The following is a 24,076-nucleotide window of genomic DNA, read 5'->3' as shown; positions in this document are numbered from 1 at the left end:
TCACCGCTCCTGGCTGCGTGGGTATGCCCGACGACGCGCCCGACGACGTCGGGCCGACGATTTCGAGCCTGCTTGGCGAAGACAACCGATCGATCAACGCTCAGCGTATCGAAGTATCGGGTGGGCGGGGGATCCGATCAGGATCTGCTCCGTCTTGGTCGCCATTCAAATGCCAGACCGATGTGCGGTCAAAATGAGTCTGAGCCCAAGGGCTGTGACGATCGTGGCGCCGACACGATCGATCGCCGTTTTGGCTTTCGAGTAGAGATCCCTCGCATGCCGGCTTGAAAAAAACACCGCTACCGCCGCATACCATCCCCCCTCGATCAGAAAAACCGCCGGCGGCAGCGCCAGGTAACACCAGACAGGCGGATGCTGGGGCAGCAACGCCGCGAAAATGCTGCCGTAAAAAATCGCCGCCTTCGGATTACTGAGTTGTGTAACCAGTCCAGTTCGCAGTGCAGTTCGAAAAGCGTGCTGGGCGCCGTTTGACATCCCGTTATGTACGCCATCGAGTACGAGGGGCTTGCGCGCTCCTCGCCACATCATGACACCGACATAGACCAGATACATTCCCCCTGCAATCTTAAGCCCGGCATAGAGCCAATGGACGGCCATAAGCAGTGAGTACATGCCAAACAACGCCAATGCACTGAACACTACGCCGCCCATGCCCATACCCAACGCCGTAGCGAGTCCGGCCTTGCGCGACAGGCCAACGGAATTGCGCGCAACCACGATAAAACTCGGGCCCGGGCTCATAGCGCCGATAACAAGGGTGCCAAGAATACTTGCAACAGCCGCCAGCGGGGTCATGAAATACCTCTCGAAGATGGAGCGCTTGAAGATAGGTGGCCGATGAGAGCCATTCGAATACCTCGGCAGAGTGCATCGTTTATCTTCTTTTGGTGGTACGAACCACGAATCCATCCTTCTTAATCCGAACCAAGGCTGACCACGTCCCAGGGACTGTTGATCCACGCCATCACGTGGACGAACGGAAGGGTGTTGTGCAGGACGGTCTCGCGCCTCGACGCCACCTCCGTGACGAGATGGTTGTGCAGGGCGCACATGGTCGACCTTGATGGATCGCGCATCTCCCACGACATACTGCCGTGGGAGCCGGTACCAGTTGACGACTCAGAGCGCCTGCACCTGAACCGGCGCACCTGCCTTGCCGTCGACCTGTGGGGCGATCAACAGATAGCGCCGTTTATCCGCCGCGGCGGTGCCGGTTGTCTGACTCGCCTTCACCGCGACGACCTGGCGAATCTGCCCGATCGCGTTGACGATCGCCGAGCCGGCCGGGTTCGTCATGAAGTTCGCCAGTGGCTCGACCGGCCCGCTACCGTCCGCGTTATCCGCAAGGCCAAGCACGTACGGCTGCTTCGGCTGCAGGCCTGTGACCGAAGCCTGTAAAACCTGCAGCAAACCCTGATCGAAGAGCGCGACGCTGGTCGGCGCGCCAGACGGGTTCGCCCCCTTTGTGCCGACGGGTTGCAACGCAAGGTGCGCCGTCTGACCGGCAAGGCCGAGCGGCTGCAGGTTCTGCGTGCCGTCGCCGTCAGGAACGGCGTTCGACACGTACGTGACGGCTTGCGGCGCCTGCCCGATCGGTACGGTGGCGATCACCTTGTTGGTCAGCGTATCGATGGCGGCCATCGCGTCAGCGTTTTCGAGCCCGACGTACACGCGGCTGCCGTCGCCCGACGGCCAGATGCCGTGCGGCAGGTTGCCGACCGGAATCGTCGCGACCTGCGAGAAATCGTCAGTACGGAATACCTTCACTTCGTTCAGACCACCCACCGTCACGTACGCGAACATGCCGTTCGCGTTCCTGGCGATGTTCACGTGATTGGTGATCGGTCCCGTATCCAGCGTCTTGAGCAACGTGAACGGCGGACGCGCGTCGAACACCTGGGTCTTGCCTACGTCCTTCAGCGTGAACCACACCTGTTTGCCATCGGGCGTCGCGGCGATGTTCGGACAGAACGGGCTAGCCTGCTGCACCTTGCCGACGATCCGGTGATCCGCGACCGAAATGACATCGGTCTCCGGATTAAACGACGAACACACATAACCGTACTTGCCGTCCGGCGAGAATATCTGCATGCCTGGACCCGCTGGCACGGTGATGCGTGTTTTCTCCTCGAACGTAGTGGCGTCGATCACCGATACATAGTTCTCGCCACGCACCGTCACCCACACCTCCTTGCCGTCCGGTGTGAAAAAAGCCTCGTGGGGGGAACGACCGACGTAGGTCACGTGCTTCACTGCGTTGGTCTGCGTGTCGATGAACGACACCGAGTTGGAGCCGATCGATACGACCGCAATGGTCTTGTGATCCGGCGAAAAGCCCATCCCGTGCACGAGCACCTGGCCACGATAAAGCGGGCTGAAGTTTCCCGGCGACGGGTCGCCGAGGCGAATCACGCCGACCAGTCTGTTATCCGCCGGGTCGGTCACGGACACCGTGTTGGAGAACTGTTCGGCGGCGTAGACGCGGTCATGATGACTGACCGGTACATCGGCATCGGACAGCGCACCAGGCGCCTGTCCGGCCCAGGCCAGCTGGGCGACGGCCATTGCCGTGGCGCTGAGAATGGTAGCGAAGGTAATTTGTCGTGGTTGCATCATGGCTCCTGGCGCATGTTCATGTTGTTCATGTTGCTCATGTTGTGATGGTGCTGGAGAGACGGCAGACCGTCAGCGGATGACTGCGGCTTCGCCTGGTCGGGCGCGGGCGCGGATGGCGGCAACGTCTGCCCAAGCGCGAGACGCATTGCGACGATTTCCTGTTGCTGCTCGACTACGATTTCCTGCGCAATACGGCGCAGTTGCTCGTTCTTGCCATGACGCAGCTCGGCCTGTGCCATATCGATAGCGCCCTGGTGGTGAGGCACCATCATCGCGACGAAATCGCGGTCCACGTCGCCCGATGGCTTGATGGTCATGTGGTCCATCATGTTCGACATGGCCGTATCGTTTTCCACAAGAAATGCCGCTTCCGCGCTGTTCGATACGGCAGGCGCTACCGGCGCAGCGGGCCCCGCTGCCCATGTCGTGGCGGTGGAGAACAGAGCCGCGATGGCTACAAGATGCCGTACTCGCAACGGCATACCGACAAAGCGAAGGGTGGAGTGGATCATGGTCGTAACGAGTCTGTCGTGATACCCCCGCAAACCACCCCATTACGGGTTTTATTCCATCGGCTGCCAGAAAACTGTCGCTGCATTTTCGTCACGATGACGCCAGCTATAAAACATCGTCAAAGCGCTATAGCGATAGGTGGGCGCTTATTCACGTGACTACTCTTCTGTCTAGCCTGGTGCGCACACGATAAAGAAGGTGAACCGCGCCGGGAGTGGTGGAGGAGCAGGCATAAGCCAAAGGCATGGGACGCATCGCAAGTAGGTATTTTTCGCCTCTTCCTTACCCGGCTAATCTTTCACTCAACGAATCGCGCTTGACAGGCCGCCTCGGCCAGCACCCGTGAGCCGTCTCCGGCAACCATCAGGAATCTCTGTGCTTTGCCTTGTTGATGAATAGATGTCGATTTAAATAAGGATATTGAAATGCGTATCTATCCCGCAATCACGATTGGTGCTTTGCTCGCTCTCGCGGCAACCGGCTGTGTCTCCACTGCTTCCGCTCAGCGCCTCAGCCGTGCGGAAGTACGCCAGCAACTCATAGACGCGGAAAACAATGGCTCACGTCTCGTGACCGAGACGTCCTACCCCGACATCGGCCTTATCTATTCGCATCAGGCCAGATCCGCCACCGGGCAGGCAGACGGCAACGGCGGCACGCCTGCTGGCAGTTCGCAAACCGGCAAGCCGGAGCGATCTCGCCACGACGCGCGTTCCGACGACTGCGTCGGGCCGGTGAGCTTCTGCAACATCTATTTCGGCGGCTAATCACGCCTGAGTCTTTATGGATCTTTTGACAACCCATGACACGAAGGACCCGACATCATGAAAACGCTCACATTCGCTTCCATTGCCGTTGCTGCGCTCTTCAGCCCCGTTCTGTGCTTCGCCCAAAACACGGCTCCGCTGACGCGCGCCGAGGTGAGAGCCGATCTGATTCGCCTCGAGCAGGCGGGCTACAACCCGGCCTCGGGAGACGATGTGTATTACCCGGCAAACATTCAGGCAGCCGAAGCAAAAGTCGCCGCCGAGCAAGCCCGGCAGACGTCGCATGACGCAGTCGGCGGCACGGCTGACAGCGGCACGTCGGCTGCCGGGAAGCGGGCTACCGCGCCTCGCGATTCGACGTCGTCATGTGTGGGTCCCGCGAGCTTCTGCGACGTCTACTACGGCGAGTGAGGCACCGTGACCGCTGTGTATGCCACGGGGAAGCATTTGCCGCGGCAACGGCTGCCGTACCCGCCCGGTGCCATCACAGCACGGTGTGACGTCCCATTCCTTTAGCGGCCGCGAGGTCTAACCATGAACGTGCTGCCAGGCCGCCGCATCCTGCACCACCCCGCAGTGATCGGTATTGCGATCTATCTGGCCGAGGTGCTGACACGTACCGATAACAGCGTGTCCGGCGCGCTACTCGTGATAGCCGCGATGTTGGTTTCGCGATTCATTGTCCGGCTGCGCTGTTTATTCGAGAGTGGCATGAAGTCGCAGCGGCCTCGCGCCGGATTAGACGGCGCCATTCTGCGAAAACATCCATGGTTCACGGGAATAACCGGCGCACGCGCGTGTTTGCACGCTTGTACCCGCGCCACCAGGGAGTGGTCTCACCCCACGCCAGGAAGCCTGATGAACTTCGTTCACCTCTACGCATTCTATGAAGTTGCCCGTGCCGGGAGCATCAGCGGCGGTGCCGAGCGTCTGCACGTGAGTCAGCCCGCTGTGACGCGCGAAATTCGCGAACTGGAAGATCGCCTCGGTTTGATCCTGTTCGATCGTCTGCCCCGCGGCGTCGCGCTGACCGAGGCGGGGAGCATTTTGTATGACTACGCAGAGCGGATCTTCAAGTTGGCCGACGGCGCGGAAAGCCGGTTGAAGGAGCTGTCCGGTCTCGACGCCGGGCATATCACGATCGGGGCAAGCGCGACACTCGGCGTCTATTTCGTGCCGGACATCATCGCCCGTTTCAATGCGCAGCACCCGCGTGTGTCGATCGATCTGGTGGTGACGAATACGGAACGCGTCGAAGCCGGACTACGCGACCTCACCTTTGCACTTGGCTTTATCGAGGGTCCGTTCGACGATTCGATTTTTCACGCGCGTCGCATCGGCTCGGATGAAATTGCCATCGTCGCGGCATCGTCTCATCCGCGCGCGGGAACGTCTTTGCTAGCGTGTCACCTCGTCAATCAAGCGGTCATCATGCGCGAGCCGGGATCCGGCACGCGAGCGGTTGTCGAGGAAGCCTACGCGCGGACCGGATCGCGTATCGAACCTTTGATGTCGGTCAGCGATACCGAAGCAATCAAACGCATGCTGCTTGCTCGGCATGCGCTCGCGTATCTGTCGGTACTCAGCGTGAAGGATGAAATACGACGCGGCGAACTGACGACAATCGCTGTCGACGACCTACGCATCGAACGACCTTTGCACATGGTCTGGTTGAAGGGCCGGTCTTTATCGCCGAGCAGTCAGGCGATGTTCGATCTCGTTGTTGAGGCGGCGTAGGCCAATCGTTCGACCAAAGCGCATGCACCGATGCAACGCAAGCTCGGCGCAAGACGCCATGCCTGCAGGGCCTTCCTGATCAGGGGACACCTGTCGGCGCTGTGGCGGACGAGCGCAGTTATCGACCATCGTCGTGGGCGACGCCGAAAAGACGCAGCCGCGACACGCCACCATCAGGAAAGATGTTGAAGCGCACGTGCGTGACGCATGGCGACGCTTCCAGTTCGAACGTGTGCTCGCGATCCATCTGCAACGGCTGTTCGGCGAGTCGCGTTGGCCAGAACATGGATTGCGTAATGAGCGATTCGTCGGTGCCGCCTTCGACGCATGCAGCTTGCAGCGAGCAACGATCCGCAAAATTTCCCTTGAAGTGCGCGGTATCGACGACGACGCGCTTGAGGGATCCGGGCTTCGCCAGTTCCACGATGCACCAGTCGTTGCCCGGCTCGCGGCGACGCCGCGTTTCCCATCCCTCTCCGATATTCGTCGCCTTTGTCGGCAAAAGCAGATTCGACGCGAGTCCGAAGTGCTCGTTGTTGGCGGCGATCACGCGCGCGCCGTTGGTCGCCAGCGCGAGGTCGATTTCCGCGAGGGAGTCGAGCACAGGACGCGGCCGTCCATACAGTCTCAGACGCGCGATGCCGCCGTCTGGATAGATGTTCAGACGCACGTGCGTGAAGATCGCATCTCCAGTTCGCAACGCATGATAGTGATGCGCATTGCCACGCAGCGGCACCGCAGGCAGGACTTCGGCCCACATCGTGTCTTCAGGTGGGATGTCGGCACACGAAACGCATGCCTGTAGCGACGCAGCGGGCGGAAAGTTGCCGGTGAAATGGCTCGTATCGATGTCGGCACCGACGAGTGTGCCGGGCACGCCCAGTTTCACGACGCAGAAATCGTGGCCGCTCCCGCGTTTGCGGCGCGATTCCCAGCCATCCATCCATTTGCCATGGTTATCGTATTGACCGGACACGAATACGGCCGGCTCGGGGTTCAGCATGCGCGCCATCGGCGCGAAGAAGTCGTCGCTCGTGTGCACCGCTTGTGCACCCAGGCGCGGATCGGCCAGATTGATGGCACGGCGCACGAAGGCGGACGAGTCGGCATCGAGAGTCGGAAGCGTCATTTTTCGGAGGACGTGAGTGAATCAGGGTGCCGGCACCCAGGTTTGGGTACCGGGCAGATCGGAGCGGAAATCGTCGAGCACGACGACATCGACCGGCCTGGGCGTGTTGTCGCCCTGGCCCTGAATCTTCACGATGTCCTGCGGGCAGGCTGAGAACGCAACGAAGCAATCCATCTCCGCGCGCAGCGTGATGTATTCGCCCGGCTTTGTAACTGTCGGTAGCGTGTGCAGCGTGATGCCGTCGGGCTGCACGCGGATGTTCATGAAGATGTTGAACGACGCGAGATTCGCGCGGGGCGGCGTCACGCCCAACTCGAACATGCCTTCGAACATGTTGTCGCAGCAGTTGCGGTGGTAGCCGCGCACGCCGAGCAGTTCGTAGCGCTTGCGGTCGCATGCCGCCATGAAGGTGTCATGCACACCGGGCGTCGTGTCTTCGATGACAGTCAGGATCGGATGCCGGTGGTTCGTCACGAAGCTATCGCCGATCACCGGGTTGAGCCGCTGGTTCCAGACGCGCGTGGTCTCCATGCACATAAACTCGGAGAGGTCATATGCATTCCAGGCCCAGCAATCGACAACTTGCGTGCCGTGCGTGTTGATGACGCGCACGGCTTGCCCGGCGGCGAGCCGGACGGCCTTGCCGTGACCGGCGGGCACGGTAATCGGAGTAGAGGAAGAAGTCATGGGTGGGTGGTTGCGGGTATGAAACGGTGAAGGAACTGACGCAGACGCGCCGACGAAGGGTGATCGATGACCTGCTCGGGCGGCCCTGCTTCGACGATCTTTCCGCCATCCATGAAGACGACGCGATCGGCCACCTCGCGCGCAAAGCCAATTTCATGCGTGACGACGATCATCGTCGTCTGTCCCGCCGCGAGGCCGCGCATGACCGCGAGCACTTCACCGACGAGTTCGGGATCGAGCGCGCTCGTCGGCTCGTCGAAGAGGATCACTTCGGGCGCCATCGCCAGCGTTCGCGCAATGCCGACGCGTTGTTGCTGGCCGCCCGACAGGCTCGCGGGCATTGCTGTGTGCTTGCCGGACAGCCCGACCTTGCGCAACGCGTCGACGGCGATATCGCTCGCGTCGAGGCGTGGCATGCGTTTGACGGAAAGCAGCCCCTCCATCACGTTTTCGAGCACGTTCATGTGCGGCCACAGATTGAAGCTCTGGAACACCATGCCGATGCGGCTGCGCTGCGCGCGAATTTCGCGCTCGGGCCGCGGCACGGGCACGCCGCGGGAGGTGTTACGCATACCGACACGATCTGCGCCGATCCAGACTTCGCCGGAATCCGGCGGTGCAAGCCAGTTCAGGCAGCGGAGCAAGGTTGACTTGCCCGAACCGGAGGGTCCGAGAATGCATACGGCTTCGCCACGCGCGACGTCGAGGCTCACGCCGTCCAGGATGCGCTGCGCGCCGAACGACTTGACGATGTCGCGCGCGCTGAGCGCACGTGAGGCGGCGGATACGGTAGCTTCGTTCAGGTTCATCGTCGCTCATCGGATAAGCATGGTGAGGCCGTGGGCGCGCTCAAGGCGGCGTTCCCACTGGCGCATCGTGAAATGGAGTGCAGCGGTCGCTGCCCAGTAGACGAGCGCGACGACGCAATACACCTCGAGCGGCGCATACGTATCCGACACGATGCCCTTGGCCGCAAACATGAACTCATGCACGGAAATCACCGACAGCAGCGCGGAGTCCTTGACGAGACCGATCATCAGGCCGGTCAGCGTGGGGAGAAGCAGCGGCAAGGCCTGCGGCGCGACGATGCGGCGCGCGATCGCAAGCGGCGACATGCCGATCGCGACGCCCGCTTCGATCGAGCCGCGCGGCACGGCATCGATTGCCGCATGAATGACCTGCGCGACATACGGGGCGTAGTAGATCGCGAGCGTGGCGATGCCGGCGACCGGTGCGGGCAGCAGAAGTCCAAAATCGGGCAATACGTAAAACGTCACGTAGAGCAGCACGAGCAGCGGCAGCGCGAGCGTGACGGAGATATAACCGTCGATCAGCGCGGCGAGCGCGCGCGGGCCGCGCCGCTGACCGGCAGTCAGCGCAATGCCGAGCACACCGGCCAGCGCGCCACTGAGCACGCATAGCCACAGCGTATCGCCGAAGCCACGCAGCAACGTCGGCACATAGCGGATGATGACGCTGGGATCGAATGTCATCTCAGGTGCCTCGCATCGCGGATCGCGCTGCGCGTGCCGCCGCCGGCTTGCGTTGCAGATGCCTGCCGAACCAGATCACCGGCAGCACGACCGCGAGATAGCCGACGCTGACGAGCAACATGATCTGCGATGACGTGTAGATGCGCGCGATCACCATCTGGCCTGCGTAGGTGAGCTCGGTGACCGCGACCACCGACGCGAGCGGCGTCGTCTTCAACAGAATCGTGAACTCGTTGACGAGCGCGGGTACGCTCGCCTTGAGTATCTGGGGTAACGCGATACGCAGCGCGATACGCCACGGTGCCATGCCGAGCGCGGTCGCTGCTTCGATCTGGCCGTTCGTCACCACGCGCATGTTGCCGCGCAGGATTTCAGCGGTGTAGGCGCCGCTGTTCAGGCCGAGCGTGAGCGCGGCGGCCAGCATTGGCCGTCCACCCAGCCCGATCAGCGGTAGCGAGAAAAACACCATGAAAAGCTGGACGAGCGACGGTGTGCCGCGCATGAAGCTGATGTAGACGCGCGCTGCCCAGCGCAGCGGCGCGAAGCGCGTCAGTTGCATTCCGAGCGCGAGATGGCCGAACGCAAGACTGCCCGCTGCACCGAGCAGCGTCAGTTCCACGGTCACCAGCCATCCGTCGAACAAGGACGGCACGCTCTGGACCACTTGAGGATCAAGCCACATACGGCAGTTCTCTGGCCTCTACAACTCGATCAGTTCTTCGGCCGCCGCCAGTTCCAGCGCAGCGGGCCGGTCATTGCCGGAAATTCCCGTGCAGCAGGCGGACACGATAAAAACCAGGTCCGCCACCACGCGGCATGCGATGAAATCGCCTGCGCGCGTGGCGTTGCGCTGCGGCTCGATCGCGCCGTCCTGATGCAAGTCGACGTGCATGAAGAGATTGATCGGGTCGGGCAGTTTCGGCGGAGTGAGACCTTGCGCGGCGATCGCCTGTGCGACCGATTCGACGCAGCCGGTTTGACCCGCGTAGCCGTTCTCCTCGAGAAACGCGGTGGTCGACGCGGGCAGCAGCAGATCGTGCCGGCCTGTCGAGTCCTTGCCGAGCACCATCAGTGCGCGGCGCCGGTTGCTGACGATGCGCATGCCCGCCTGCAGCACGTATGAATTGCTGAACACACGCGTGTGATGCACGGACAGGAAAATGTCCGGATTCGCGCGGCTGAAACCGAATAGCGCGGCCGTCGCGCCGTCTTCTTTTGCTTCGATGCGCAGAATCTGCCCGGCTTTCACGTCAATTGCGCGGCTTTCGCCGGCGGGCACGAATACGCGCGTCGGTGGCAGCGGCGAACGGGTGGGGGCGTCTTTTAGGAGAAGCATGTCTGTCGGTGCGTTCAGGCGTTGGGGCGCGGGGACGGGGCCGCGTCATGGATCGAAACGGCGATCTCGGTGACGCGCAGACCGTTGCCAGGAATAATGTCCTGTGGACACGACGAGACCGCACAAAGCAGGTCGGCGAGCACTTCGAACGTGATGTGATCGCCGGGTTTGCTGGTCGGGTCCGTGACCTGCATGCGGCGATCCGGCGTGACGGGGCCATTCTGAAACAGATTGAACGGCTCGGGCACGTCGAATGGCGAAAGGCCGTGCAGCGCGAGCCCCATATGCATGTTGTCGAGACAGTTGCGATGCCCCGTCACATTGAAGTCGACCGTGAAGCGCGTGTCGTCGCACGCGGGCACATTCGCATCGTGCACGCCGACCGTGTCCTCGACCACGCGCAGCAGCGGGCGGCCGAGCGACGAGTACAGCATGTCGCCCACGTCGAAGAACAACGAACGCAACTGGCGCCGTGTATGGGTCGGTGACAGCTTCTCGCCTTTGTTCGTCGCGACCACGGCGACGAAGTCGGCGGCTTGCTGGCCTTCCACATCGGTGATCGTCAAGAACTGGCCGGCTTTGACTTCGAATGCACGTCCATGGCCGGCCTTCACGATCAGCGGGAAAATGGGTTCGCTCATGCCGTCGTGCCTCACTGCGCCGGAATGAAGTCGGACACCGGCGTATCGAACGTCACACCGAGATATTGCTTTTGCAGACGTGCGAGTTCGCCGCTTTTCTTCATCGCAAGAATTTCGTCGCTGATCGCCTTGTTCAGGCTTGTGTCGTCCGGTCGTGTCGCGAGCGCGATCCATTGCGACGGGCCGAGTTCACCGGTCAGCTTCATCTTGCCGGGATGCTGCCTGATCACGTCGGCGAGCACGGTCAGATCGTCGAAGACAAAATCGGCGCGGCGCGTCATTAACGCGGATACGGTTTGATCGACGCTATCCACACTCAGAATATTGATTGGAGCGAGGCCCTTGGTCTTCAGTGTTTCGTTGAACTGCTTGAGGATCTGCTCGGGCGCGCTGCCGGTTTTGACGGCGCCCGTCAGACCCGTGAGCGATTCGGGTGTCGGTTTCGACGGAATCTTCGAGAAATCGGCTCGTACCAGTGCGCCGTTGACCGTCTTGCTGGTCGGCACGACGTACGCAATGCGCTTCGCTCGTTCGGCCGTTACGTTCAGCGCCGAGCCTTCGAGATCGAACGAATGCGACAGTAAACCGGGGATGATGCCGCTGAAGGCCATACGCTGATATTCGATCTTCACGCCGAGATGTTTTGCCACTGAAGCAAGAATGGCCGGATCGTAGCCGACGATCGCGTTGTTCGAATCGGTGTATTCGTACGGCGCGAAGGTCGGGTCGATTGCGACGATCATCTTGCCGCGGCTCCTGATGTCGTCGAGCGTATCGGCACGCGTCGTGACGGCGTGAGAAAGCAGGGCGGCGGCCGGAAAAAGCGCCGTCATCGCGAGACGGAAAAAGCGCTGCGTGAACATCGGTCGGACTCCGTAAGTATGGTCTGATTTGTATTCGGCAGCGCATGTAGTGCACGATCTATACCAGTTCGATCTTAGAAACAACAGTTTCTTGATGATGCATTGTGAAACACGTGATTCTAAAAGGAAATCCGTGAAACTGATGTTCCAGATAGGGTTCGACCTATGACAGAATAGGAATGCCAGCGATCGGAGTGCATGCACTGTGCGAGTGCGAAGCCGACGTGGCGCACAGGCGTGGTGCCGGCGCTGCACAGCCGCGTGTTATTCCCTCTACCGGATTAAATGAACGTTCATGGTTTCATCACAGGCGAAGAAGAACAAACGCCCGTCGTCTATCGAGAGCCGCATTGCGGAGTGCTACGACCAGTTATCGGAGATCGATCAGCGGCTGGCGGACGTGATTCTGAGCGCGCCCGGCCAGCTGGCCATGCAGACGGCGACTGAGCTCGCCGCCAGTGCCCACGTCTCGAAAGCGACCGCCACGCGCTTCTTTCAGAAACTCGGCTATGCGTCATACGACGATGCGCGTGAAACGGCGCGCGCGGCGCTGGTGAGCGGCTCGCCGCTTTACTTGCAGGAGCGCGGCAAGAAGGAGTCGGAGGGCGTGCTCGACGAGCTGATCGAAGCGCATCTGAATCACGAGGTGACGAATCTCGCGAACACGTATCGCTCGCTCGACCGCCAGGTGCTGGCCGACGTCGTAAGCAGCATAGCGAGCGCTCGGCGGGTCGTCATCATCGGCTACCGGCACAGCCATACCATCGCGATGATGATTCGCCGCGAACTGATCCAGGTGCGCAGCGACGTGACCGTGCTGCCTGCGCCCGGCGATACGCTGGCAGAGTACATCGGTGATCTGGGGGCGAAGGATCTTGCCATCGTGATCGGCTTCCGGCGACGCGTGCCGGCGGTCTCACTTGCGGTAACGGCGCTCGCCGAAGCGGGCGTCAGCACGCTTTATCTGTCGGATGTGATCGCGGGGAAGCCGGCGCGTCTTGCGCGCTGGGTGATCCGCTGTCACACGGACGGACTCATGCTGTTCGACAGCGTGGTGGGCGTATCGGCATTGGTGAACCTGATCTGCTCGCTGGTCGCGGAGCGATTGCGCGAGCGCGGGAACGGGCATCTTCAGCGAGTCGAGGTGCTACATCAACTGTTGCAGGAACTGGAATAGATGCCTGCCTTGCTGCATGCAGCGAGGCGACCCCGCCCCATGATGGGTGCGGGCGCGACGATCAAGGGCGGGTGGTTCGCGAGGACGCCCGGGGAGGACTGACCTTGCGTCGGCTCCCGGGTGCATGCCCATGATGGGGAGGCATCTACGTCAATATCCGCGCACGCGGCAGCACCGGGTAACCGGCGATATCGCTGCCCGCGCACATGAGTGCGAGTGCCTTGGGCGATCTGGCGGCGCACGCGGTTCTGCCCGGCTGTCGTGTTCAACTCTCCGCGGAGGCGGCCTTCGTCTCTAACGGGGCTGGCATCGGTGCGACCACCGGTTCGCCTGAGGGCGCTCGCAGGTGCGTCCGTGACTCGATATCTTCTTTGCGCCCAATTCGCGTGTCAGCCCATGGGTTTCGCGCAATGCCGATTAGGGCAGGAGGATGAATTCTTACAAATTGTCCTTTTTGCGCCGTTCACCTTGCAGTTTTCGCACATTTTGTTCGAAATTGTGCCCGCATTTTGCGGAGCCACAACATGCCCATGAAGTGCAGCGACATATCCGATCTCGTCGTCTAAAATGCAACTAACTGTCTGGCCCGCCGCGCGTCCGCGAGCCATCGCGTGGCCCCGCACGCGATTCTCGCCTCGAGCGGCTCCGGGCACCGGCAGTCAGCTCAGGGAGGCAAGCAGAATAGACAATTTTCGAATATGAGCCTTGAACGCTTCGTTGATTTCGCGGTCATGTCCGGAACTCAGATGCGGTGCTTCGGCAAGATCGACCTGTTGCTGGAATTCGTCGGCAATCCTGCGACGTTCGTCCGGTGGCATCGCGCGGATCAGCGACACGATCAGCAGTTCCTGTGCGTGCACGACTCCGAGCATCGCTTGTGCATTCATGTCGACCTCCCTCGAGCGCTGTCGCCGATATGCCTTCTTTCAATTCCATACTAGTGCAAGCGGGGTCGAAGGTCGCACCGCATCCGGGCCAGCCCGCGCGGGCGGGGCATATACCTTGCGTAAACTGCCGTCGCGGATGACGGGACCCGCCAAATGTCCTAATCTGCTTATTTATCCACCAGACCGGCTCGCGCCGCCTGCGCCTTACCGCTCGCGCGCGTTTCAGGTGCGCGCCGCGTCGCTTTACCGGAGGTTTCGATGACAGCGGTGGATCTGGAATTCGACCAGCTCAACAGTACCGTCGACGCGCTGCGGCGCTCGATTTCGAATCGCATGATGTACGGCGTCGGCAAGGATGCCGTCACCGCGCGTCCACAAGACTGGCTGCACGCCGCCGCGCTTGCCGTGCGCGACCGGCTCGTCACGCGCTGGATGAAAACCACGCGTGAGCAATACGAGCAGGACGTGAAGCGCGTCTATTACCTGTCGATGGAATTTCTGATCGGCCGCACGTTTACGAATGCGCTGCTGGCGCTCGGCATCTACGACCAGATGAAGGAGGCGCTCGCGGGCCTCGGCGTCGACATGGAAGCGTTGACCGATCTCGAGCCCGACGCGGCGCTCGGCAACGGCGGTCTGGGGCGTCTTGCCGCATGCTTTCTCGATTCGATGGCCACGCTCGGCATTCCGGGCTTCGGCTACGGCATCCGTTACGAGTACGGGATGTTCCGCCAGCAGATCGTGAATGGTGAGCAGGTCGAAACACCGGACTACTGGCTGCGCGCCGGAAACCCATGGGAATTTCCGCGCCCCGAGGTGCAGTACATCGTGCATTTCGGCGGCCGCACCGTGCAGCGCAACGACCATATCGAATGGATCGAAACGCAGCATGTGAACGCGATGGCGTACGACACGGTCATTCCCGGCTACGCGACGAGCGCGACCAACACGCTGCGTCTGTGGTCCGCGCGTGCGACCGAAGAGCTCGATCTCTCCGCGTTCAATCAGGGCGATTACCGCCGCGCCGTCGACGCGAAGAATATGTCGGAGAACGTATCGCGCCTGCTGTATCCGGACGATTCGACGTCGGCCGGACGCGAGCTGCGCCTGAGGCAGGAGTACTTCTTCGTCTCGGCCACCATGCAGGATCTGATTCGCCGCTATCTGCGCACGCACAGCACGTTCGGCCGCTTCGCGGAGAAGGTCGCGGTGCATCTGAACGATACCCATCCGGTGCTCGCAATTCCCGAGCTGATGCGCTTGCTGGTCGACGTGCATCGCGTGTCGTGGGACAAGGCGTGGAAAGACGTGCAGCAGGTGTTCTCGTACACGAATCACACGCTGATGCCCGAAGCGCTCGAAACCTGGGACGTCGAAACGCTCGCCCGCCTGTTGCCGCGGCACCTCGAAATCATCTTCGAGATCAATGCGGAATTTCTGAAGCGCGTCAGCGAGCATTCGGGCCATGACGTCGATATGATCCGCCGTATTTCGCTGGTCGACGAATACGGGCAGCGGCGCGTGCGGATGGCGCATCTGGCGATTGTCGCGAGCCAGAAGGTGAACGGCGTATCGAAGTTGCATTCGCAACTGATGACGCGCGATATCTTCGCCGACTTCGCGCGCATGTTCCCCGAGCGCTTTACGAATGTGACGAATGGCGTGACGCCGCGGCGCTGGCTCGCGCAGGCGAGCCCGTCGATGTCGTCGCTGATCGACCGGCAGATCGGTACGCACTGGCGCCGCGATCTGTTCGAGCTGTCGAAACTGCGCGACCTGAAAAGCGATCCTGCATTCGTCGATGCATTCCGCGAAGCGAAGCGGCAGAACAAGCAGCGTCTCGTGCAACGTCTGTCGGAGCATACGAAGATCGGCTTCGATCCGGACGCGCTATTCGATCTGCAGGTCAAGCGCATTCACGAATACAAGCGGCAGTTGCTCAACGTGCTGCATGTGATCGTGCGCTACAACCGCATTCTCGCGGAGCCGCAGCGCGACTGGGTGCCACGCGTCGTGATGTTCGCCGGCAAGGCCGCGTCCGCGTACCGGATGGCGAAGACGATCATCAAGCTGATCGGCGACGTCGGCGCGAAGGTGAACAACGACCCGGTGATCGGCGACCGGCTCAAGGTGGTGTTCGTGCCGAACTACGGCGTAAGCGTCGCGGAGCTGATCATTCCGGCCGCCGACCTGTCCGAACAGATTTCGATGGCGGGCACCGAGGCGTCGGGCACCGGCAACATGAAGCTCGCGTTGAACGGCGCGCTGACGATCGGCACGCTCGACGGCGCCAACATCGAGATCTGCGATGCGGTGGGCCGCGAGAACATCTTTATCTTCGGGCACACGGCCGACGAAGTGGACAACCTGCGCGCGACCGGTTACCGGCCGCGTCAGTTGTACGAAGACGACCCGGAATTGCGCGTGGCGCTCGACCAGATCCGCACCGGGTTTTTCTCACCCGACGATCCGTTGCGGTTCTCGGACATCTTCCACACGCTCGTCGACTGGGGCGATCACTACATGGTGCTCGCCGATTTCGCAGCGTTTGCGAAGGCGCAGGACGAGGTCGACCGGCGCTTCGTCGACGCGCGTGGCTGGGCGGCGAGCGCGATCGAGAACGTGGCCGGCATGGGGCAGTTTTCGTCCGATCGCACGATCGCCGAATACGCACGCGATATCTGGCAGGTGAAGCCGCTGGACATGGAGTGAGTCACGCGGGGCGCGGGCTTCGATCGGATGAAGCCCGCGCTGCGCCTAGCCGTCGATCGTCTCGGCATCGCGCGCCGCACGCACGCCAAGCTGGCCGTTCCTGAAGTCGAACAGCAAATCGATGTTCTGCAGCGCCATCAAGCCGATCACGATCCGGTTCGCACCGGCCCGCGTTTTCGCAATCGTCACCTGCGCGCCCTCGAAGCGATGCGCCCAGGGCCCGACGCCAAGCGCGACGTCGTAGTTGCCTTGCTTGAGCACCGTGTTTTCATCGCCGTCGCCGACCCAGCTGGGGGCTTTGTCCGTCTCGATGCGGATCATGCCGTTGCCGCCTGTTGCGAACACAACGGGCGCGCAAAAGCGCAGCTTGTCGGCGACCTGCACGCAGCCGGCCGGCCATTGCAGCGCGCCATCCTGCGCCGCGCGCAACGGCAGCAGCGTAAAGCCGGTCGCAACCGCGTTCGACGGACTCAACACGAGAAATGGCCGCGCCAGACCCGGATGCACGAGATACCGCTCGCCGATACGTGCGGGCAATGCGCGCAGCGGCTGCGTGCAGCATGTGTCGTTCGGCGCATCGGCCGCGGCGCCGAGAATGCCGGAAAACGCCCAGCCGAATTCGCCCGTGTAACCGTCCATCGCGACGCAGCGTTTCGCGCCCGGCATACAGCGCACTTCGTCGACCGATTGCGCCGCGATGTCGACAGGCTTCGTGCCGGCCATGCTGAACGGCATATTGACCACGGGCCCGGACGCCTGCGCGCCGGTCGGAAACGTCAGCGAGGTTCGCGTCCCGGCGGCGGCGTAGCTTGTGCGCGGCAGCGCCGAAGACAGTACCCGCACGCCGCGCGTGCCGGTATCGAACATCAGGTAGACCGCCTTGCCGTCGATCACCGTGGGCAGGCCTAGCCGCGCCTGGCCGAGGTCGCTGCGCTCGACATGGAGCGGAATCAGCAAGCCGTCGCGGCCCTCGTTGATGAGACCGGCGGTGGAAGCGGGCGGTGTCGGTGCCGTGATCGACGTGCCGCAGCCGGAGCCCGCCAGCGCGGACAGTAAAGCAGCGATGCGAGCGCCTGTGCGCAATGCCGCGCGGCGCGGCAAAGAGGAGAGCGTCATGAGACCCACCTTGCGGTTACGCGTGTCCCAATGACGACCCCCATCGCGCCAATGCGCACGCGCTAGGGTTTGAGGTGTCCGCAGCTGGGAACGCGGGTGACAAAAACCGCAAACTCTACGCGCGCGCGGCGGCGTGTCTGCAAAAATCTGTGAAAACTAGGCATCCTGAATACGTTTGATCGCCGTCGCTCTGACACGGCCGATCGTGGCACGCGCGAGGCCGCCGGTCAGTGCGGCGATCACGTCGTCGACGCTGCGCGACATCACTTCGACGCGGAACGTAATGCGCTCGTGACGCTTGTCGATGGTCATCACATAGAGACGCAGGTCGGCGCCGAGGGCGCTGTGCAGCGCACGCCGGCCGGCCGAGGAAGAGGTGCCGGGCACCGTGATGTCGATCGTGACGAACGAGGAGGAAAGTTGAGAGGCCGGCGCACGAAACACGCGCGGCGCGGGACGTTCCAGAGTGGTTGAAGGTTCGTGCATCTTCAAGGTGCCGACGCGAGCGGGGACGGCACGGCTGTTATGACCTGTCCACTCTAGCCGCGCACATCTTAAACGAGTGCAAAAGCGCGCCGAAGGCGCGTTAATTTTTTATTAACGGCGCTTAGCTTGCCGGCATGGCCGCCACCGCGTCGCGAACCGTTTTGGCGACGCGCTCGACGAAGTCGAGATCGAGGCTCGACAAGGCCTCGCGCTCGTCGCCTTCCGATTGCACGATCAGCCGGTGCGTGACATCCTGGCTGATCCAGGTGAGCCAGCCGACCACCACGAGCATCGCGCCGCATACGATGCCGGCCGGCGACCGGAACACGCCGCCGACCACCGCGCCGACGGCGCCGGCCACCGAAATGACGATCGGCAGCGACCGGTTGCGCGGCACGGTGACGACGCGCACGCCGCCGATTTCCCGCAGCGGAAAGACCTGGCCGGCAGCGGACAAGGCGTTGCGCGTGACGGAGACACCGCGCTCGTTGAAAGGGAGATCCATCGGCAGGGCACAGGAATGTGAAGTAAGCGTGAATTATGCCGCATGTGTCCCCAGCTTTCGCCGCACTTGCAGTGCGACACGTTGTCCGCGCGCGTGAAGCCCGCTGCTAGCGAGACCCACCTTCGTCAGCACGGATCGGCACGAGCAACGAGAACGAAGAAACGGAAATAAAAAGACGCCCCGAAGGGCGTCCTTGCCTGCTCTCGAAGCAGGTCGGCCGAGCGTCTCACCCAAGGCCAACCGGCCGCGCGATTTAGAACTTGTGGCGAATGCCGACGCGGAACGCCAGCTGGCTTTGCGAGTTGTTGCCCGAGTTGCCGAAGAACGAGCTCGTGTCGCCGACCTGCGATTGCAGTTCGGAGTTGCCGGCCTTGCCGCTTGCGTCTTCGAACACCGTCAGGAAGTACACGTCGGTACGCTTGCTGAGCGCGTAGTCGACAGCACCCGTGATCTGGTTCCAGTGGCCGCTCGCCGTGGCGCCGTTCACCTTCGAGTAGGTGTAGCCGGCAGCAACCGACAGCGCTTGCGTGAACGCGTACTTCGCGCCCGCGTCGTAAGCCTGGTACAGCGACGAACCCAGCGTGATCGGCTGGAACAGCGTGTTCGTGTACAACGCCCATGCCGTCACCGGACCGAGCGTGTAGCGGCCGCCCACGCCGAACGTGCGCAGATCGCGGATCGCCGCGCCACCCGACGTGCCCGTGCCCGGGTTGAAGTTCGCGAGCGCAACGTTGAATGCCGGCACAGCCAGAGCCGGGAACTTGATGTCCGTGTAAGCAGCGCCAAGGCTGAACGGACCGTACGCGTAGTTCGCGCCGAAGCTGTATGCGCGCGACGAGCCGGTTGCCGCGCCCACCGTCGGAGCACCGCCGAATGCGCCAGCCTGGTTCGAGAAGCCATACAACGCGCCGAACGTCAGACCGTAGAAGTTCGCGCTGCTGAACTTCACCGAGTTGTTGATACGGCTCGACGTCAGCTGGTCGACGTCGTTCATGTGGTACGAGTAGTTGCCGCCGACGGTGTTGCCACCGTTCGAGTACGCGCCGCCGAGAACGTCCGTCGACAGCGAGTATTGACGACCGAACGTTACCGCGCCGATGCCGTCCTTCGACAGGCCGACGAATGCCTGGCGGCCGAACAGCGCGCCGCCCTGGCTCGACGTACCGTTGCCGCTGTTGAAGCCGCCTTCGAGCACGAAGATCGCCTTCAGGCCGCCACCGAGGTCTTCCGTACCGCGCATGCCCCAACGGCTGCCTTGAGCGACGCCGTCGTCATACTTGAACAGCTTCTGCGAGTTCGCGCCGCTGTGATTCACGTAGCTGATACCCGCGTCGATGATCCCGTAGAGCGTCACGCTGCTTTGTGCGTGCGCAGCGCCCGCAAAGGTTGCGAGGAGCGCCGTGGTCAGTACTTTCTTGTTCAAAGATTTCTCCGTTTTGGAAATTTGCCAGCGACTGTCGCCATGCTCTTCGGCAGGTCTTTCGTCGACCGGAAATTTAAACGGATTACATACAACTGAATATGACAATTACGAAAAACGCACGAGATGTAGTGCAAAAACTACATTTTTAGGACACGATCGCGGGAAATTTTGCTCGTTTCTTATAGTTACGCATACAAGCTGTTTATGTATGTCGGTTTTTTGAAAGGAAATCTTCTTCGCGCGCGTAAATGTATGACGCATAAGCGAAATCGCCCGCTGCAAGCGGGCGATTTGTTTGCTGGCGACGCGCCGTGAATGGCGCACATGCGCTAATGCGAAGTATCACGGCCAACAACATGCTGGCCGAGAAACGCGGTTTGACCAAACCGACTAAGCCGACAATAACGAACCCGAGCGGATTGCCTTCGCGCCTGCCACGCGCGCCACTTCCATCCCGGCCGTCGCAAATCGCGATACGTGCCGCGCGTACAACACGCCCGCGACCGTGCACTTCAGCGTGACGACCTGATCGGTCAGCGGATCGACGATATCGGCAATCTCCTTGCCCGCGTCGACCCATTTGCCGACTTCCGCGCGAAACACCACGACGCCGCTGACCGGAGACACGACCGGCTCGGTGCCGGCGAGCGGCGTGGCCGCGAATTCGAGCGCGGGCATCGGCGCGGCCGTGCCTTCGATCACGCCGCGATGCGTGAGGTACTCGACGATGCCTTGCGCGTCCTTTTCCGCGAACGCGTACGACACGTCGCGCTGGCTGCGCAGCTCGACCGTGACCGAGATCGAGCCGTTCGGAATCGGGAAGCGGTCGCCGAAGCGCGCGCGCAGATCGGACCAGCAGAAGCTGTGAATCTCGTCGAACGGATTGCCGACCGAGTCGAGCGCGAGCAGCGACGCCTTGGCATCGAGATAGCGCGACAGCGGCTCGACGTCGGACCACAGGTCCGGATTCGTGTACAGGTGCAGCGCGGCTTCCCAATCGCAATGCAGATCGAGCACGATGTCCGCGTCGAACGACATCAGCTGCAGCGCGAGGCGGTGCGATTCGAGTTCGGTGCGCGGCTTCTGCGCCTGCAATGTCTCGCGCATCGCCGCGCGGATCGCGCTGCGATTGGCCTCGATATCGCCGGTCAGCCGTCCTTCGATGATCGGCTCGACGAGCGCCGCGAGGTTATGGAAATTGCGGTTGAAGTTCTGCGCGGTATTCGATTCGAAGCGGCCCGCGAGCAAGCCGAGCATATGCTGGTTCAAACCGATCGGATTCGCAACCGGCACGACGATCACTTCGCCGCGCAGCTTGCCGGCCGCTTCGAGCGCCTCGAGTTTGCGGCGCAGCGCCCACGAAACCAGCATGCCGGGCAGTTCGTCGGCATGCAGCGACGACTGGATATACACCTTCTGTCCGCCGCCGGGGCCGTAGTGGAAGCTCGTCACGTTGCGAGCGGTGCCCAGCGACGGGGAAATCAGCGGATGAATTTGCGTTTGCATGAGAGAGGGGCGGCGAAGCGTAGCGGCCGCTTATCGGTTGACTGCGGGCTATTATGCCCGCCTGGAATGAAAACGGGCTCCGTGCGGAGCCCGTCTGTACTGCGGAGGCCTTGGCCTGGCCGGCGCGATTAGCCGCCGTACACGTCGAAGTCGAAGTACTTCTTCTCGAGCTTCTTGTACGTGCCGTCCTTGATGATGTCGGCGATCGCCTTGTCGACCTTCGTCTTCAGGTCCGTGTCTTCCTTGCGCATGCCGATGCCCGCGCCTTCGCCGAGGATCTTCTTGTCTTCGAGATCCTTGCCGACGAACTGGAAGCCCGCGCCGCGCGGCGTCTTCAGGAAGCCGATGTCCGCTTGCACGGCGTCTTGCAGCGCTGCGTCGAGACGGCCCGAAATCAGGTCGGCATAGACCTGGTCCTGGTTCTGGTACGCGACGACCTTCGCGCCCTTCGGCTCCCAGTAGGTCTTCGCGTAGGTTTCCTGGATCGTGCCCTGTTCGACGCCGACCGACTTGCCGGCCAGCGATTCGGGCGTCGGCTGGATGTTCGAGCCTTTCTTCGCGACGAGGCGCGTCGGCGTGTTGAACAGCTTCGACGAGAAGGCGATCTGTTCAGCGCGCTGCGGTGTCATCGACATCGACGACAGCACGCCGTCGAACTTCTTCGCCTTCAGTGCCGGGATCATGCCGTCGAAGTCGTTCTCGACCCACACGCACTTCGCCTTCAGGCGCGAGCAGATTTCGTTGCCGAGGTCGATGTCGAAACCGACCAGCTTACCGTCGGAGCCCTTCGATTCGAACGGGGGATAGCTGGCGTCGACACCGAAACGGATTGTCGTCCAGTCTTTGGCGTGTGCGCCGATCGAAACGGTGGCAAGCAGGGCAACCGTCAAGGCCGCGAGCAGTTTTTTCACTGATTTACTCCCGAGTAGTTCTGATAAGTCGCGTATGCGGATTGTGCTGTGCGACATGACCCGCCGCGGATAGGCGGCCGGTCGGGTGGTTTTGGCCGCCGGCAGGCCGCCAGCAGCGCGCGCCAAGCTTACCAGTCCAAAAATATTGGGGACCTGGTAGAACCCCGGATGGCGCGGCAAAGCAAGCTCTGACGCGCTTTTGCGGGCAGGTGCCAATGAAAGGAAATCGACAGTTAGGCGGTAACGGGGGGAGGTCACACAAGCCGCGCGACGTGATAACGGCGCGCGGCAGCGGCTCGCTGCACTGCCGCACGACGGGCGCCGGCGGCAGTGCTTGCTGAGTGCTGCTTGCGGTGCTGCTCGCAATGCTGGTTGTCGTGCTCGTGGCAGCGCTTGCGATTCGCCGCAGCCGTTCCTTATACCACGCGCTCGCCGGCGCGCCACGTGGCGCGCGGCACCGGCAGCGCGCCCATCATCGTGACCCGCACGAAGTCGGCGCGCAGGCCCGGTGCGATCGCGCCGCGGTCGTGCAGGCCGGCCGCGCGCGCGGGTTCGGCCGACACGGTAGCCATCGCGCGCGGCAGCGTCCACTCGGCCTTTTCGACGAGTTCGAACGCCGCGGTCAACAGGCTCGACGGCACATAGTCCGAGGACAGAATATCGAGCAGATCCGCCTTGGCAAGCTCGAGTGCCGACACATTGCCCGAGTGCGAGCCGCCGCGCACGACGTTCGGCGCGCCCATGATCGTCGCGATGCCGTGACGGTGCGAGGCTTCGGCTGCGATGCGCGTGGTCGGGAATTCGGCCAGCACGACGCCTTCGGCGGCTGCCTGTTCGACGTGCTCGACGAGCGTGTCGTCGTGGCTCGCGACCGGCACCTGCAGCTTCTTGCAGCGGTCGATGATCGCAAGACGGTGCGCATCGGCAAAACGCTGCTGTTCCGCGGCGAGTTCCATCAGCGTCCGTTCGGCTTCCTCGTCGGTCAGCTTGCCGTGACGCTCCTGAAAGCGGCGCCACGCGACGCGGTCGTGCCACTGGCGCTGCCCCGGCGTGTGATCCATCACCGAAGCGAGCCGCAGCATCGGGTGTCCGCACAGCTCGTCGAACACCTCGACGACATCGCCGGTTGCAACCTCGCAGCGCAAGTGCAGGAAGTGGTCGGCGCGCAGCAGCTTGCGCTCGGTGAAGCGCTGCAGCGCTTCCGCGCACCGCGTCTGGATGCCGCGCTCGCGCGGCCCGTTGTGCGCGCGCGAGCCGATCGCGAGCGCGTCGAAGACGGTCGTGATACCGGCCGCGGCGACCTGCGCGTCGTGAATCACGAAGGCGGCGTCGGTGTTCCAGTACACGCCGGGACGCGGCGCGAGATGCTTCTCGAGATTGTCGGTGTGCAGCTCGATCAGGCCGGGCAGCAGGTAATCGCCTTCCCAGTCCTCCGACTCGCGCGCGGACGTCGTGCCGCGCGAAATGTCGCGGATCACGTCGTTCTCGATCCACACGACGCCAGTGAATTCTTCATCCCGCGTGACGACGCGGGCGTTCCTGATCAACAT

24 protein-coding genes are annotated in these 24,076 nt (G+C 62.4%); 5 read left to right on the top strand and 19 right to left on the bottom strand.

From position 1 onward, the window contains the following. Positions 1 to 165 precede the first annotated feature (165 nt). The 3 genes from ACYPXD_RS27935 to ACYPXD_RS27925 all read right to left on the bottom strand — a co-directional run bounded on the left by ACYPXD_RS27935 (position 166) and on the right by ACYPXD_RS27925 (position 3,119). Positions 166 to 816: a LysE family translocator gene (locus ACYPXD_RS27935; RefSeq protein WP_459719154.1), complete on the bottom strand. Its 651-nt coding sequence runs from the start codon at positions 814 to 816 to the stop codon at positions 166 to 168. Positions 817 to 1,140: 324 nt separating this feature from the next. Then, a complete protein-coding gene (locus ACYPXD_RS27930) occupies positions 1,141 to 2,637 on the bottom strand; it encodes a YncE family protein (protein ID WP_459719151.1) in 1,497 nt (498 codons plus the stop codon). Next, positions 2,634 to 3,119 (bottom strand): DUF305 domain-containing protein, encoded by a 486-nt coding sequence (locus ACYPXD_RS27925; protein WP_459719661.1) that lies wholly within the window; start codon positions 3,117 to 3,119, stop codon positions 2,634 to 2,636. The genes ACYPXD_RS27930 and ACYPXD_RS27925 overlap by 4 nt, the downstream gene beginning before the upstream one ends. Before the next feature lie 456 nt (positions 3,120 to 3,575). Between ACYPXD_RS27925 and ACYPXD_RS27920 the strand changes: the two genes are divergently transcribed. The 3 genes from ACYPXD_RS27920 (at position 3,576) to ACYPXD_RS27910 (ending at position 5,654) form a co-directional block, all read left to right on the top strand. Then, positions 3,576 to 3,917, top strand: a complete 342-nt coding sequence (locus ACYPXD_RS27920) for a DUF4148 domain-containing protein (RefSeq protein ID WP_459719148.1) — start codon at positions 3,576 to 3,578, stop codon at positions 3,915 to 3,917. 54 nt (positions 3,918 to 3,971) lie between these two features. After that, positions 3,972 to 4,328: a DUF4148 domain-containing protein gene (locus ACYPXD_RS27915; protein ID WP_459719658.1), complete on the top strand. Its 357-nt coding sequence runs from the start codon at positions 3,972 to 3,974 to the stop codon at positions 4,326 to 4,328. 447 nt (positions 4,329 to 4,775) lie between these two features. Next, complete coding sequence (locus ACYPXD_RS27910; protein WP_459719655.1) at positions 4,776 to 5,654, top strand: LysR family transcriptional regulator; 879 nt, start codon at positions 4,776 to 4,778, stop codon at positions 5,652 to 5,654. Positions 5,655 to 5,772: 118 nt separating this feature from the next. Here the strand turns inward: ACYPXD_RS27910 and alc are convergent, their stop codons facing one another. From alc to ACYPXD_RS27870, 8 genes are read right to left on the bottom strand one after another with little or no spacing between them, the layout of a single operon-like run. After that, positions 5,773 to 6,783 (bottom strand): allantoicase, encoded by a 1,011-nt coding sequence (gene alc, locus ACYPXD_RS27905; RefSeq protein ID WP_459719146.1) that lies wholly within the window; start codon positions 6,781 to 6,783, stop codon positions 5,773 to 5,775. Between the two features lie 21 nt (positions 6,784 to 6,804). Beyond that, positions 6,805 to 7,470: a DUF1989 domain-containing protein gene (locus ACYPXD_RS27900; RefSeq protein ID WP_459719143.1), complete on the bottom strand. Its 666-nt coding sequence runs from the start codon at positions 7,468 to 7,470 to the stop codon at positions 6,805 to 6,807. Further along, the gene (locus ACYPXD_RS27895) at positions 7,467 to 8,279 is read right to left on the bottom strand and encodes an amino acid ABC transporter ATP-binding protein (RefSeq protein ID WP_459719140.1); all 813 of its coding nucleotides are present in this window, start codon (positions 8,277 to 8,279) and stop codon (positions 7,467 to 7,469) included. Before ACYPXD_RS27895 ends, ACYPXD_RS27900 begins: the two co-directional genes overlap by 4 nt. Before the next feature lie 6 nt (positions 8,280 to 8,285). Further along, complete coding sequence (locus ACYPXD_RS27890) at positions 8,286 to 8,963, bottom strand: amino acid ABC transporter permease (protein WP_459719136.1); 678 nt, start codon at positions 8,961 to 8,963, stop codon at positions 8,286 to 8,288. A 1-nt stretch (position 8,964) separates the two neighbouring features. Further along, positions 8,965 to 9,645 carry an amino acid ABC transporter permease gene (locus ACYPXD_RS27885; protein WP_459719133.1) on the bottom strand — a complete coding sequence of 227 codons (681 nt, stop codon included), beginning with the start codon at positions 9,643 to 9,645 and terminating at the stop codon, positions 8,965 to 8,967. Between the two features lie 18 nt (positions 9,646 to 9,663). Next, positions 9,664 to 10,299: an urea carboxylase-associated family protein gene (locus tag ACYPXD_RS27880; RefSeq protein ID WP_459719130.1), complete on the bottom strand. Its 636-nt coding sequence runs from the start codon at positions 10,297 to 10,299 to the stop codon at positions 9,664 to 9,666. Between the two features lie 14 nt (positions 10,300 to 10,313). Continuing rightward, on the bottom strand, positions 10,314 to 10,940 hold the full coding sequence (locus ACYPXD_RS27875) for a DUF1989 domain-containing protein (protein ID WP_459719126.1): 627 nt from the start codon (positions 10,938 to 10,940) through the stop codon (positions 10,314 to 10,316). A gap of 11 nt (positions 10,941 to 10,951) precedes the next feature. Next, positions 10,952 to 11,803: a transporter substrate-binding domain-containing protein gene (locus ACYPXD_RS27870; RefSeq protein WP_459719123.1), complete on the bottom strand. Its 852-nt coding sequence runs from the start codon at positions 11,801 to 11,803 to the stop codon at positions 10,952 to 10,954. A 295-nt stretch (positions 11,804 to 12,098) separates the two neighbouring features. On the opposite strand from ACYPXD_RS27870, the gene ACYPXD_RS27865 reads away from it, so the two are divergent. Beyond that, the gene (locus tag ACYPXD_RS27865; RefSeq protein WP_459719120.1) at positions 12,099 to 12,980 is read left to right on the top strand and encodes a MurR/RpiR family transcriptional regulator; all 882 of its coding nucleotides are present in this window, start codon (positions 12,099 to 12,101) and stop codon (positions 12,978 to 12,980) included. A gap of 659 nt (positions 12,981 to 13,639) precedes the next feature. Here ACYPXD_RS27865 and ACYPXD_RS27860 read toward each other — a convergent pair. Next, positions 13,640 to 13,867, bottom strand: a complete 228-nt coding sequence (locus tag ACYPXD_RS27860; protein ID WP_219801666.1) for a hypothetical protein — start codon at positions 13,865 to 13,867, stop codon at positions 13,640 to 13,642. A gap of 258 nt (positions 13,868 to 14,125) precedes the next feature. Between ACYPXD_RS27860 and ACYPXD_RS27855 the strand changes: the two genes are divergently transcribed. After that, positions 14,126 to 16,579, top strand: coding sequence for a glycogen/starch/alpha-glucan phosphorylase (locus tag ACYPXD_RS27855; protein WP_459719115.1), 2,454 nt, complete (start codon positions 14,126 to 14,128; stop codon positions 16,577 to 16,579). A 45-nt stretch (positions 16,580 to 16,624) separates the two neighbouring features. Here the strand turns inward: ACYPXD_RS27855 and ACYPXD_RS27850 are convergent, their stop codons facing one another. The 7 genes from ACYPXD_RS27850 to ACYPXD_RS27820 form a co-directional block, all read right to left on the bottom strand. Beyond that, the gene (locus ACYPXD_RS27850; RefSeq protein ID WP_459719112.1) at positions 16,625 to 17,695 is read right to left on the bottom strand and encodes a hypothetical protein; all 1,071 of its coding nucleotides are present in this window, start codon (positions 17,693 to 17,695) and stop codon (positions 16,625 to 16,627) included. A 156-nt stretch (positions 17,696 to 17,851) separates the two neighbouring features. Beyond that, the gene (locus ACYPXD_RS27845) at positions 17,852 to 18,181 is read right to left on the bottom strand and encodes a hypothetical protein (protein ID WP_459719109.1); all 330 of its coding nucleotides are present in this window, start codon (positions 18,179 to 18,181) and stop codon (positions 17,852 to 17,854) included. A 121-nt stretch (positions 18,182 to 18,302) separates the two neighbouring features. Then, entirely contained in the window at positions 18,303 to 18,686 is a 384-nt protein-coding gene (locus ACYPXD_RS27840; RefSeq protein WP_459719107.1) for a DUF6232 family protein, read from the bottom strand. A gap of 253 nt (positions 18,687 to 18,939) precedes the next feature. Next, the gene (locus ACYPXD_RS27835; RefSeq protein WP_459719104.1) at positions 18,940 to 20,109 is read right to left on the bottom strand and encodes a porin; all 1,170 of its coding nucleotides are present in this window, start codon (positions 20,107 to 20,109) and stop codon (positions 18,940 to 18,942) included. 390 nt (positions 20,110 to 20,499) lie between these two features. After that, positions 20,500 to 21,615 (bottom strand): succinylglutamate desuccinylase/aspartoacylase family protein, encoded by a 1,116-nt coding sequence (locus ACYPXD_RS27830; RefSeq protein ID WP_459719101.1) that lies wholly within the window; start codon positions 21,613 to 21,615, stop codon positions 20,500 to 20,502. 128 nt (positions 21,616 to 21,743) lie between these two features. After that, positions 21,744 to 22,526: an ABC transporter substrate-binding protein gene (locus ACYPXD_RS27825; protein WP_459719096.1), complete on the bottom strand. Its 783-nt coding sequence runs from the start codon at positions 22,524 to 22,526 to the stop codon at positions 21,744 to 21,746. 416 nt (positions 22,527 to 22,942) lie between these two features. Beyond that, positions 22,943 to 24,076, bottom strand: a complete 1,134-nt coding sequence (locus tag ACYPXD_RS27820) for an alpha-D-ribose 1-methylphosphonate 5-triphosphate diphosphatase (RefSeq protein WP_459719092.1) — start codon at positions 24,074 to 24,076, stop codon at positions 22,943 to 22,945.

It is taken from the genome of Paraburkholderia sp. 2C (assembly GCF_054589215.1).
This window is presented reverse-complemented; position numbering and strand designations above follow the sequence as displayed.